The sequence below is a fragment of the Streptomyces sp. NPDC111802 genome (assembly GCF_055634335.1).
Genome location: NZ_JBVKCZ010000020.1, coordinates 30,409 through 42,806, shown reverse-complemented (window position 1 = coordinate 42,806; position 12,398 = coordinate 30,409). Strand labels below are relative to the sequence as shown.

Annotated in this window: 7 protein-coding genes and 1 pseudogene; 4 read left to right on the top strand and 4 right to left on the bottom strand. The window is 70.1% G+C overall.

What is annotated here, in order from left to right; genetic code table 11:
- The first annotated feature begins 133 nt into the window (after window positions 1–133).
- Entirely contained in the window at window positions 134–1,873 is a 1,740-nt protein-coding gene (locus ACZ7NC_RS22750) for a VanW family protein (protein WP_471490737.1), read from the top strand.
- 27 nt (window positions 1,874–1,900) lie between these two features.
- Here ACZ7NC_RS22750 and ACZ7NC_RS22745 read toward each other — a convergent pair whose 3' ends face one another.
- From ACZ7NC_RS22745 to ACZ7NC_RS22735, 3 genes and pseudogenes are all read right to left on the bottom strand, one after another.
- Window positions 1,901–4,240: an FdhF/YdeP family oxidoreductase gene (locus ACZ7NC_RS22745; protein ID WP_471490736.1), complete on the bottom strand. Its 2,340-nt coding sequence runs from the start codon at window positions 4,238–4,240 to the stop codon at window positions 1,901–1,903.
- Window positions 4,241–4,374: 134 nt separating this feature from the next.
- Window positions 4,375–5,526: a glutathione-independent formaldehyde dehydrogenase gene (locus tag ACZ7NC_RS22740; protein WP_471490735.1), complete on the bottom strand. Its 1,152-nt coding sequence runs from the start codon at window positions 5,524–5,526 to the stop codon at window positions 4,375–4,377.
- Between the two features lie 239 nt (window positions 5,527–5,765).
- Window positions 5,766–6,008, bottom strand: a pseudogene (locus ACZ7NC_RS22735) (type II toxin-antitoxin system RelE/ParE family toxin); the annotation flags it as partial.
- A gap of 64 nt (window positions 6,009–6,072) precedes the next feature.
- Here ACZ7NC_RS22735 and ACZ7NC_RS22730 point away from each other — a divergent pair.
- From ACZ7NC_RS22730 to ACZ7NC_RS22720, 3 genes are all read left to right on the top strand, one after another.
- A complete protein-coding gene (locus ACZ7NC_RS22730) occupies window positions 6,073–6,978 on the top strand; it encodes an NADP-dependent oxidoreductase (protein WP_471490734.1) in 906 nt (301 codons plus the stop codon).
- A 67-nt stretch (window positions 6,979–7,045) separates the two neighbouring features.
- The gene (locus ACZ7NC_RS22725; RefSeq protein WP_471490733.1) at window positions 7,046–8,107 is read left to right on the top strand and encodes an alkene reductase; all 1,062 of its coding nucleotides are present in this window, start codon (window positions 7,046–7,048) and stop codon (window positions 8,105–8,107) included.
- An 11-nt stretch (window positions 8,108–8,118) separates the two neighbouring features.
- The gene (locus ACZ7NC_RS22720) at window positions 8,119–8,598 is read left to right on the top strand and encodes a MarR family winged helix-turn-helix transcriptional regulator (RefSeq protein WP_471490732.1); all 480 of its coding nucleotides are present in this window, start codon (window positions 8,119–8,121) and stop codon (window positions 8,596–8,598) included.
- 147 nt (window positions 8,599–8,745) lie between these two features.
- On the opposite strand, the gene ACZ7NC_RS22715 is transcribed toward ACZ7NC_RS22720, so the two are convergent.
- Complete coding sequence (locus ACZ7NC_RS22715; RefSeq protein ID WP_471490731.1) at window positions 8,746–12,318, bottom strand: glycoside hydrolase family 32 protein; 3,573 nt, start codon at window positions 12,316–12,318, stop codon at window positions 8,746–8,748.
- Between the last annotated feature and the right edge of the window lie 80 nt (window positions 12,319–12,398).

Here is a 12,398-nt window from a genome sequence, read left to right as displayed (position 1 = left end):
CGTGATCTGACGCAAACGTGGTCTACGACATAGGCGTTTTCGCCCGATTATGGCTAGCTGGATGTGTTTGCCTCGCGCACAACGTCGCGTCACTCCACGCGCCGTCCTCGTCGATAGCCCGCCCGGGAGACCCATGCGCCTCCGCGCCCCCTCCGCCCCGCGAATCCCCTCAGCACGCCGCATCACCGCACTTCCGCCCCTCGCCCTGACCGGCGGCGCCCTCACCGTGGGCGTCGGCGGCCTGTATCTGGCCGGGCTGCTGCTCGCGGGCGGGGACATAGAGGACGGTACGACGGTGCGCGGGGTGGACATCGGGGGCCTGAGCCGTACGGAGGCCGTACGGAAGCTGGAGGACCGGCTGGGCCCGGCCGCCGCCCGCGACCTGCGCGTGACGATCGGTGACCGTAAGGGCACGATCGATCCGGGTCAGGTCGGCATCACCTTCGACTACGGCGAGACGGTGGACCGCGCGTCGCGCACCCACGCCGCCGACCCCTTCACCGTGATCGGCGGCCTCTTCAGCTCGGGCGGCCCGGTCGAGCCGGTCGTGGCCGTCGACGAGGACAAGGCGCACGCCGGCCTGAAAAAGGTGGCCCGGTCCGTCGACCAGAAGGTCCGCGAGGGCGGCGTCACCTTCGAGGACGGCCAGGTGAAGCCGATCGCCCCGGTGAGCGGCCAGGCACTCGACACCGACGCCGCGGTCACCCCCCTGCGCGCCGCTTTCGAGCGGGGCGAGGCCGACTCCGTCACCACCCTGCCCACCCACGAGACCAAGCCGAAGGTCACCGAGCCGGAGGTGCGGCGCGCGGTGCGCCAGTTCGCGCGGCCCGCCATGTCGGCGCCGGTCACGCTCACTGCGGCCGACCTGCGCTTCTCCATCGAGCAGCCGGTCCTGGGCAAGTACCTGACGATGCGCCCCGACGACACCGGCCGGCTCACCCCGAGGCTGGACGACGAGGGCCTGCGCGCCGACCCCGCGGTCGCCCGGCCCCTGTCCACCCTGCCCGCCCGGGCCCACAACGCCGAGCTGCGGCTCGTCGGCAACCGGGTCGGGGTGGCCCAGGACGGCCGGGCCGGCCATGTCGTCACCGACAAGGCGCTGGGCAAGGCCGTGCTGCCGCTGCTCACGAAGCGGGGCGCCGGCCGCAGTGGCGAGATCGCCACGCTGGTGGCCGAGCCGCAGGTGACCCGTGACAACGTCGAGCGGCTGGGGCTGCGCGAGCGGATGTCCTCCTTCACCGTGAACTTCGAACCGGCGCCCTACCGCACGCGGAACATCGGCCGTGCCGTGGAACTGATCAACGGCTCCGTCGTCATGCCGGACCGGACCTGGAGCTTCAACCGGACCGTCGGCGAGCGCACCGAGGCCAACGGCTTCGTCGACGGCGTCATGATCCTCAACGACGAGTTCCACAAGGCTCCCGGCGGCGGCGTCTCCGCCGTGGCGACGACCATGTTCAACGCGATGTTCTTCGCCGGGGTCGACCCCGTGGAGCACGGCGCCCACTCGTTCTACATCGAGCGCTACCCGGAGGGCCGCGAGGCGACGGTCGCCTGGGGCAGCCTCGACCTCAAGTTCAACAACGACTCCGGCAACGCCATCTACATCCAGGCCGAGTCCACCGACTCGTCCGTCACCATCACCTTCCTCGGCACCAGGAAGTACGACGAGATCGGCTCGGTCACGGGGCCGCGCACCAACGTGAAGGAGCCGGAGAAGAAGGTGAGCACCGACGAACAGTGCGTGCCGCAGACTCCGTTGGAGGGGTTCGACGTCACCGTCCAGCGGGTGTTCGTCGCCGACGGCCGAGAGGTGAAACGGGAGCCGTTCCGCACCCACTACAAGCCGCGTGACGAGATCGTCTGCGAGTGAACTCCCCCGGCAACGGGCCCTTGCCGATCAACGTCGATCCTTCCCGTTGGAGGGTTCGAGGCGGATCACGATGGATTTGGTCGTGGGAGTGTTACTGGTCTCGGCCGTGGAGTCCAGTGCGACCAGCACGTTCGTCTCCGGGTAGTAGGCGGCGGCGCAGCCGCGCGGCGTCGGATAGCGGACGGCGCGGAAGCGGGGGGCCCGGCGTTCACCGTCGGGGTGGACGCTGACCAGATCCACCAGGTCGCCGTCGTGCAGGTGGAGGTCGCGCAGGTCGTCCCGGTTGACGAAGACGACCCGTCGTCCGCCCTTGATGCCGCGGTAACGGTCGTCGAGGCCGTAGACGGTGGTGTTGAACTGGTCGTGCGACCGTACCGTCGTCAGCAGCAAGTGCCCCGGCGGGACTTCGAGCGCGGTCGGTGGGTTGACGGTGAAGCGCGCCTTGCCGGTCGGTGTGGGGAAGGTGCGGGAGTCGCGCGGTGCCCGGGGGAGCATGAAGCCGCCGGGCTGCCGGACGCGTTGCTCGAAGGCGTGGAATCCGGGGACCACATGCTCGATGTGGCGGCGGATCACCGCGTAGTCGTCGCGCATGACGCGCCAGCCGAGGTCGTCGCCGAAGAGCGCGTGCCCGAGGTCGGCGATGATCGCGACCTCGCTGCGCAGGTGCGGTGATCCGGGAAAGAGCCGTCCGTGCGAGGCGTGCACCATGGCCATCGTGTCCTCGACCGTGACGAACTGCTCGCCGGAGGCCTGCTGGTCGCGCTCGGTGCGGCCGAGGCAGGGCAGGAGAAGTGCCTCGGTGCCGTGGCAGAGATGGGACCGGTTCAGTTTGGTCGCGACATGGACGGTGAGGGCGCAGTTGGCCAGTGCGGCCTCGGTGACGACCGTGTCGGGCGTGGCCGAGGCGAAGTTGCCGCCGAGGCCGATGAACACATCGACCTTGCCGTCGCGCATGGCCTTGATCGAGTCGACCGTGTCCAGGCCGTGGGCGCTGGGCGGCTCGAACCCGAACTCGTCGCCGAGCTTGTCAAGGAACGTGTCCGGCATCTTCTCCCAGATGCCCATGGTGCGGTCGCCCTGGACGTTGCTGTGTCCGCGGATCGGGGCGGGCCCGGCACCGGGGCGACCGATGTTGCCGCGCAGCAGAAGGAAGTTGACGATCTCACGGATGGTGGCCACCGCGTTGCGGTGCTGGGTCAGCCCCATCGCCCAGCAGACGATGACGCTGTCGGCGGCGAGCACGTCGGCCGCGCAGTCCTCGATTCTGCGGCGGGACAGACCTGCCATCGTCTCGATCCGCGACCAGTCCAGGGCACGCCATGCCGCTGCCGCTGCCTCGTAGCCGTCGCAGTACCGGTCGATGAAGTCATGGTCGAGGGCGGAACCCGGCTGGGAGTCCTCCCGATCGATCAGGGCACGGTTCAGGCCTGCGAACAGGGCCAGATCGCCGTTGATGCGCACCGGAAGGTAGCTGTCGGCGAGCTTCGTACCCGGGCCGACCAGGCCGCGCGCGGTCTGCGGGTTGTGGAAGCGGCCGAAACCGGCCTCGGGCAGCGGGTTGGCGGCGATGATGCGGGCGCCGCGCCGCTTGGCCTGTTCGAGCGCGGTGAGCATACGGGGGTGGCAGGTGCCGGGGTTCTGGCCCACGACGATGATCAAGTCTGTGTGATCGGTGATGTCGGAGTACGTGATGAGGCCTTTTCCGACGCCGATGGTCTCGTTCAGGGCCGCGCCGCTCGACTCGTGGCACATGTTCGAGCAGTCCGGCAGATTGTTCGTGCCGAGCCTGCGCGCCAGCAGCTGGTAGAGGAAGGCGGCCTCGTTGCTCGTCCGGCCGCTTGTGTAGAAGACGGCACGGCTCGGATCGGCGAGGCCGCGCAGGCGATCGGCGGTGAGCGCGAGCGCGTCCTCCCACGGGATGGGCACATAGTGGGTCGCGCCGGGGGCGAGATGCATCGGCTGGGCCAGCCGGCCCTGCGACTCCAGCCAGTGACCGTCCCGCTCCCGCAGGGCGGCGACGGAGTGCTCGGCGAAGAACGCCGCGTCGACGCGTTTGCGCGTGGCTTCCCAGGCGACGGCCTTCGCGCCGTTCTCGCAGAACTCCGCGCTCTTCCGGTGGTCGGGATCGGGGTCGCCCCATGCACAGCTCGGACAGTCGAAACCGTCGACATGGTTCACCGCCAACAGCGTCTGCAGACTCCGCTTCGGCCCCATTTCGGTCATGGAGTACCGCGCCGATTCGGTGATGCCGTGCATTCCGACGCTGGACTTCTTCGGGCCTGACGATGTCAGATCCGATGCGGGCGGAGGGACGCCCGCCGACTCGTGTGCATCCGCATCCGTCGGCTTGATCGGTTGCTCAGCCATGACTGCCTCTTTGCCCCATACGGGCCAGTGGTCTGCGAGGGCACATCTGACCGCAGCCGCGTACGCGAGGTGCGTGACTCGGTGCCCGGCCTGACGGAGGCCGGACACCTGTACCTGTGGCTTCCTTCCCGCTCTTACGCCGCGAGCGCGTGACCGGGATGCAGTACGACCTTGGTGTAGCCCTCGATCCGCTGGTCGAACTTCTCGTACGCGAGCGGCGCCTCGTCCAGTGGCAGTTCGTGGGAGACCACGAAGCTGGGCTTGGCGCGCCCCGCGATGATCAGATCACGCAGCTGGCGGTTGTACTGCTTGACGTTGCACTGACCAGTGCCTATCCGCTGGCCCTTCTCGAACATCCTGCCGATGGAGACCAACAGCTGACCGTGCTTGGCGTTCTCGTCGGGTCCGCCCGGGTCGGACGGCACGTACAGGCCCGGTACGCCCAGCATGCCAGTCGGCCGCACCGTCTCGACGAGTGTGTTGAGGACGACGGCGGGTTCCTCATGGCTCGCGTCGTGCGCCTGGGCCTGGTAGCCGACGGCGTCGACACCCTTGTCCGTTCCCTCGCCTCCCGTCTGTTCCTTGATTCGCTGGGCCGGGTCGCCCTTGGTGAAGTCGATCGGAATGGCTCCGATCTCCTCGGCCTTGGCGAGCCGCTCGGGCACCCGGTCCACGGAGAACACCTTCGACGCACCGCGCAGCAGCGCGGAATACGCGGCCATCAGCCCGACCGGGCCGGCACCGAAGACGGCCACGCTCTCTCCGGGGGTCACCTGGGCGAGCTCGCATCCGTGGTAGCCGGTCGGGAAGATGTCGGCGAGCAGCACGAAATCGGTCTCGAACTCGTTGCCCGGCGGCAGCTTCAGGCAGTTGAAATCGGCGAAGGGCACCCGCAGCAGCTCTGCCTGTCCGCCCTTGTACGGGCCCATGGCCACGTAGCCATAGGCTCCGCCGGCGAAGCCCGGGTTGACCGTCAGGCAGAAGCCGGTCTTCCCAGCGAGGCAGTTCTTACAGAATCCGCAGGCGACATTGAACGGCATGACGACGCGGTCACCCTTGGACAGTGAGGTCACACCGGCGCCGACTTCCTCGACGATGCCCATGTTCTCGTGTCCGAAGACGATGCCCGACTCGGCGGCCGTGCGGCCCTCGTACATGTGCAGGTCCGATCCGCAGATGGCGGTCGATGTGACGCGTACCAGCACGTCGTTCGGGTGCTGGATCTGCGGATCGTCGACGTCCCTGACGGTGACGCTGAAGGGCTTCTCATAGACAACGGCTTTCACCTGGATCACCTCCGCGTCGAACGCTGGGTGACGACGACGAACCGCTCTGGCCGAGGCCCTTGCCGGGAAAACACGCGACGGGGAGGAGCCCCTCGGTCCGTGTCGTAGCCCCAGGCGCTCATGTTTCACCACTGGATACTTCCAGGGAACGCCCGTACCGCAGGCGCTGCAACCCCCATCGGACAGGAATCCCGGCGCGGGTAACGCACTGCGCGCGGACGATCTCGAAGGGGGACGAGGTCACCGCCGACAAGGATCACAGCCTGGCGGTTCGGGTCGAACACGAACAGCAACCGCACTTCCGTAGCCCCTGCCGAGCCGGGGCGGAGCTCCTTGAGGTTCGCCAGCACTGATCCCTTGATCGCGTCCACCAGGGGCCGACCCAGCGCGGGTCCTTCTTCGACCGCCGTCCCGAAGAGACCGGCGCGACCACGACCACTCTTGCGCAGTCCCAGCGACAGCAAATACTTGGCTAGCCACATGTTTACTGTTACGTTGGTTATGTGTCTAGCCACCTAAATGGGCGGCGACACGAGAGGAGTCGTCATGAAAGCCATCCTGTTCGACCGTTTCGGAGGCACGGAAGTGCTGCACGAGGCGGACATCGAGGTCCCGCAGCCCGGCCCCGGGCAGATCCGCGTCCGGGTCAGGGCGGCCGGGCTGAACGCGCTGGACGGCAAGATCCGCTCCGGGGCAATGCAGGCCGCGTTCCCCACACCGCTCCCCTCCGTCCCCGGGTCCGAGCTCGCCGGCGTGGTGGACGCCCTGGGTGAGGGCGTGCAGGACGTGCAGGTGGGTGACGAGGTGCTGGGCTGGTCGGACACCGGCTCGTACGCCCAGTACGCGCTGGCCACCACCGTGGCCCCCAAGCCCGCCGGCCTCGACTGGCAGCACGCGGTCGCGCTGCCGGTGGCGGGCGAGACGGCCGAGCGGGTCCTGAACCTTCTCGGCGTCGCCGCCGGGGAGACGGTGCTGATGCACGGCGCGGCCGGAGCGGTCGGCACCCTGGCGGTCCAGCTCGCCACGGCCCGCGGAGCGCGGGTCATCGCCACCGCCGGCCCCGCCAACCAGGACTACCTCACCTCGCTCGGCGCCACCGCGACCGTTTACGGCGAGGGGCTGGTCGAGCGGGTCCGGGCGCTCGCCCCCGACGGCGTGGACGCGGTGTTCGATCTGGCGGGGAAGGGCGCCCTGGAGGACTCCATCACCTTGCGGGGCGGCACCAAGCGCATCGTCACCATCGCCGACTTCCGCGCGCACCAGCTCGGCATCACCTTCTCCAGCGGTGGCCAGGAACGCTCGGCCGCGCGCCTGGCCGCCCTGGCCCAGGACGCCGCGACCGGCAAGGTCGTCACCACCGTCACCGCCTACCCGCTCGACCGGGCCGCCACGGCCCAACAGGTCAGCGACGCCGGCCATGTCCGGGGCAAGCTCGTCCTCACCCTCGACTGATCACACGCCCGCCTTATTCCTCTTGCTCCGGTCATCACCTGGCCGTCACCACACCGAAGGACCACTCATGCTGAACGCCCTGTGGACACCGACCACCGTCGGCGACATCCCCCTCCCGCACCGCCTGGTCATGGCGCCCATGACCCGCGACCGCTCCACCCCCGAAGGCGTCCCCACCGAGCTGAACGCCGAGTACTACGCCCAGCGGGCCTCGCACGCGCTGATCATCACCGAGGGAACCCAGCCCTCCGCCGACGGCCAGGGCTACCTCCTCACTCCCGGCATCCACAATGACGAGCAGATCGCCGGGTGGCGCAAGGTCACCGACGCCGTGCACGCGGCCGACGGCCGCATCGTCATCCAGCTGATGCACACCGGACGCATCGCCCACCCCGACAACACCCCCCACGGGCGCCGACCGGTCGCCCCTTCGGCGATCCAGCCGCAGGGCGCGATGTTCACCGCGTCCGGGCCCCAGGAGATGCCGACCCCTCGTGCTCTGTCGACGCAGGAGGTCGCGGCGACCGTCGAGGACTTCCGCCGCGCCGCGGCGGCCGCCGTCGCGGCAGGCGCCGACGGCGTGGAGATCCACGGTGCCAACGGCTACCTGGTGCACCAGTTCCTGTCCGACAACACCAACCAGCGCACCGACCGCTACGGCGGCTCCCTCGAGGGCCGCATCCGCTTCGCCGTCGAGGTCGCCGCTGCCGTGGCCGACGAGATCGGCGCCGACCGCACCGGCCTGCGCATCTCCCCCGGCAACCCCTACAACGACATCGCCGAGTCCGACACCGCCGAGCTGTATCCGGCGCTCCTGCGCGCCCTCAGCCCGCTCGGCCTCGCCTACCTCCACGTCCTCCACGCAGGCGACGACGCGCTGCTCGGCACCCTGCGCGCCCTGTGGCCCACCACGCTGATCCTCAACCGGGCCGGCACCGACATGCCCACCCGCGCCAAGGACATCGACAACGGCACGGCCGACCTCGTATCCGTCGGCGCCCTCGCGCTCGCCAACCCGGACCTGGTCGAGCGGCTACGCTCTGACGCGCCGCTGAACACCCCCGACCCGGCGACCTTCTACGGCGGCGGAGTGGCCGGCTACACCGACTACCCCACCTACACCGTCTGAGGAACCGAACCATGCCCGCCCCCACACCCCCCACCCCCAGCACGGCCAGCGAGGGGCCGATGAGCTACGCGATCTTCCAGCTCGCCCGCGCTCACCGCGCCCGCGCCGCCGCCATGCTCCGCGAGATGGACCTGCATCCCGGACAGGAACTGCTGCTGATGCAACTCCTCGACCGGGACGGCCAGACCCAGTCCGAACTGCTCGAAAGCGTCGGCCTGGACCACTCCACCGTCTCCAAGTCCCTGCGCCGCATGCAGGACGCCGGCCTGCTCATCCGCGAGCCGGCCGAACACGACCGGCGCGTCATGGTCGTCCACCTCACCGACAAGGGCCGTGCCATGCGCGAGCCGCTGGCAGCCATGTGGCAGGCCCTGGAGGAGACCTCCGCACGGAACCTGTCGGCGCAGCAGGCAGAGACCTTCGTCCGCACCGCCTACGCCATCACCGACGCGATCAACAGGCGTGACGTCGCGGCGGAAGAGTCCGAGTAACTCCCCTCGGCCCGCACGGCGGTCCGGCCGCCCGGGCGCGGCCGACGTTTCCGCGAGTCACAGACGAGCACAGTGGGGCCGCTTGGAGGCTGCGCCCTGCTCTCCGAAGCGCAGCCCCTACGGTGTTACAGCTCGCCCGCCCGGCGGTCACAGCTCCCGCACGTACGTGTCCTGGTACGCCGCCCTCCCCCCGAACACGTTCAGGCCGACGTGTCCGCTCGTGTACGTCGTGTCCGTCACGTCGATGATCCGGGTGCCGTTGAGGAACACCTGGATGCGGTCGCCCTCGGTGAGGACGCGGACGGGGTACGTCGTGCCGCGGCGGACCAGGGCTGGGACGCGGGCGAGGGCTTTGGCGTCGTCGAAGTAGCCGTCGGTCTTGGCGACCAGGCGGATCACTCGCAGGTCGGGGTCGATGTTGAGGCAGTAGGCGTCGGTGCCGTCGGAAGAGGCACGCCATAGAAGGGAGAGGGCGCCGCCGGTGTCCGGGTCGGGGCTGCCGAGTCGGACCAGGGTGGTGAGGTCCAGATCGGTCGCCGTGCGTGCCGAGATGGCGTTGGAGTCCTTGTCGAAGGTTGCGGCGCGGCCCGCGCTGTCCGTCGACCAGCGGCCGGCGGGAGTGATGGTCAGCTTGCCGAGGTCCGAGCGGAATTCGCCGCCGATCGGGGCGGTCGGTAGCGGCTTCACTCGGTCCACGAGGCGGTAGGTGCTGTCCAGCTTGTGCACCTTGAGCGACTCGATGTGTGCGGTGCCGCCCTTGGCGTAGAAAGCCATGCCGTCGGCGTCCGGGCCGGGGAAGATCAGGCTGGTCACGGCGGCCTGTCCGTCCGCGCCGAATGCCTCGACCGAGGACGAGTCGACGTACACCCGCAGGGTCACGCGGCCGTCGGTCGTCTTCATCGGCGCTGTGGTGCGGCCCGTGAAGTACTGCGTGAAGTCGCTCAGGCCCGATGCCGAGCGGTCCACGAACAGTTCCTGGGCCTCGGCGTCGTATCCGACGGTCGTGTGCTGGTCGTCGTCGGTCCGGAGCCGGAAGCCGATCTCCGTGGCGGTGCCGAGGGTGATCTCGGCCTCGATCTCGTAGGCGATGCCCCGGACTCCCGCGAGCGGGTTCCCGGAGGCGGGGCCGATGGCGAGGTCCTTGCGGGTTGTGGTGGACGTGCGCAGCGTGACCAGCTCCGGGACCGGGCGCTGCGCCAGGCGTACGCCGTCGGCGGTGTCCGTGAGGGTCAGTTCGCGGGGGGTGCTCAGCTGGCCCTTCCAGGTGCCGGTCGGGGCGCTGAACGGGTAGTCCCAGTTGCTCATCCAGCCGAGCCAGACGCGGCGGTCGTCGGTCAGGCCGTAGAAGGACATGGCGGCGTAGTAGTCACGGCCGGAGTCGGCGCGCAGGACCGTGCCGGGCTTCTGGTCGGGAGTGAAACGGGTGCCGTTCCACTCACCCGTGAAGTACTGGGCGGCCGAGCCGTTCGTGGCGCGTACGGCACCGGTGCTCAGGGTGAGGACCCACTTCACCTTGTCCTTGTCGCCGTCGACGGGAAGCGGGAAGAAGTCGGGGCACTCCCAGATACCGGTTGTGGCCCAGTCGCCGTAGCCGAAGGAGCTGACCTGGGTCCAGGTGAGGAGGTCGGTCGAGGTGAAGAAGCGGATGTGGTCGCCGCCGGAGACGACCATCAGCCACTGGTCGTGGGCCTCGTCGCGGATGACCTTCGGGTCGCGGAAGGTCCAGCCGGCGTCTGGGCCGCCCGGGTTCTGCACGGCCGGACTCGAGCCGCCGTGCAGCTGCCATGATCGGCCCTTGTCCTTGCTGTACGCGATGCGCACGCCGGCGTTCCCGCCCGGCTTGTCCGGGTGGTAGCTCGTGTAATAGGCGATCAGGCCCGAGCCGCCGTCGAAGAGACCGGAGGTGTCGTCGGCGTCCACGACCGCGCAGCCGGTCCAGCAGTGGCCGTAGGCGTTCCAGGGCAGGGCGATCGGCAGGGGCTGCCAGTGGACGAGGTCGGTGCTGACCGCGTGCGCCCAGCGGCCCTCGTCCTGGTGGAAGAGGTGGTACTCGCCGTCGTGGTGCAGCAGGCCGCAGGGGTCGCTGGTGGAGCCGGTGAGCTGGGAGTAGTGGTACGTGGGGCGGTACGGCTCCGTGAAGTGGTCGGCGGTGCCGCGCACTTCGACGTTCTGGAAGTACGACGTCCCGTGCGCGGCCGCGGTGCCGAAGGCGGCGCCCTCGGTGCGGGACACGCGGGTCTTGAGCGCCCGTACGCCGTCCACGTACACCTCGATGGTTCTGCCCGTCGCGCGGGCCTCGACGCGGTACGTGCCTGCGGCCGTGATGCGCCGGACCGGGCCGGAGGCGGAGGCGAGGCGGGTGCCGGAGGAGCGGTCCAGCAGGACGACGGCGTCGCGGCCGGCTTCCAGGCGGGCTTCGTAGCCGCCGGAGCCGTTCGCGGACGCGCGCAGGACGAGGCCGGCCGAGGAGGAGCGGTCGCCGGGTGTGATGTCGGCCCTCGCCACCAGGTCGCCGTCGGTGAAGGGGGCCGTGCGCAGGCCGTTCTCGCCGCGGATGCCGCGCAGGTCCGGGGTCCAGGTGCCGGAGCGGGCCGTCCAGCCCTGGAGGCCGGTGGCGAGGTCGGCCGCGGCGATGTTCTCGAAGGACACCTCGCCCGCCGAAGCCGTGACGGCGAGTCGGCCCTTCGTGTGGGTGGAGTCCTGGGCGGTGATGACGGGGCTGTAGCCGTCGGGAGAGAGGAAGTTGGTCTGCCAGTGCACGCGCAGTTCGTCGTGTTCGGCTTCGACGCGCAGACGGTAGACCGTGTCCGCCTTGATGGTGGTCGCGTAGGTGCCGAGGGTGACGTCGCCGTCGATGCGGTAGAGCCTCAGCCTGCCCTGGCCCGCGTCGACTTGGACGCCGTAGCCGCGCGTGGCCTTGGCGTCGGTGCGCACCAGCAGTGCGGCGGTGGCGGAGGCGTCGTGCAGGAGCAGGTCGGCCTGGAGCGCGGTGTCGTACGTCTTGGTCGTGGTGATGGCGCGGGCGGTGGCTCCCTGGGCCGGGGCCGCGCGCCAGCCCAGCGGACTCGCCGTCCAGGTGCCACCGCTCGTGGTCCAGCCGGTGAGGTTGGTGGTGACCGAGGAGAGGGAGGGCGGGCCGAAGGTGACCTTGCCGCCCTGGGCGAGCAGGCCCACCGAGCCGGTGTCGTGGCGGTGGTCCTCGGTGTGGAGGAGCCGCTTGCCGTCGACGCGCACCGCCAGCTCGGGTCCGTCGACTGCCACTTCGAGGTCGTAGGGCTTTCCGGCCTGCGCGCCCGGGAGTGGAGCGGTGGCGAGTGTGTCGCCGCCGGCCAGGTCGTAGAGCCGTATGCGGGCGCGGCCGGGGTCGAGGGCGACCGCGTATCCGGTCGAGCCGTCGAGGGCTGTCCGGAACACCAACGCGCCTACGGCTGAGGAGGATTGGGGCGTGACGCAGGCCGCGTACGTGCCCTTGGCCGCGAGTTGCTGCTCGGACAGGGCGAGGGCGGGCCCGCGACGGCCGGCGGTCACCTTCTGGCCGCCGTCCAAGGTGCGGGTCCAGGTGCCGGTGACGGGGATGGGGTCGGGAATCGGGGCGGGCACCGGGGTTGCTCCGGCGGCGCTCGGGGCGGCGGCCTGTGCTGCGGGGAGGATGCCTGCGAGAGGCAGCAGGGTGGCGGCGGTTCCTCCGGCGAGCAGGAGGGTACGGCGGGACACGCTCATGGCGGCTCCTGAAGGAGAACAGGGGAGGGTGGGCCACGGCCCGCGGGGACGTCCACCCCGCGGGCCGTGGCCGTGTGTAA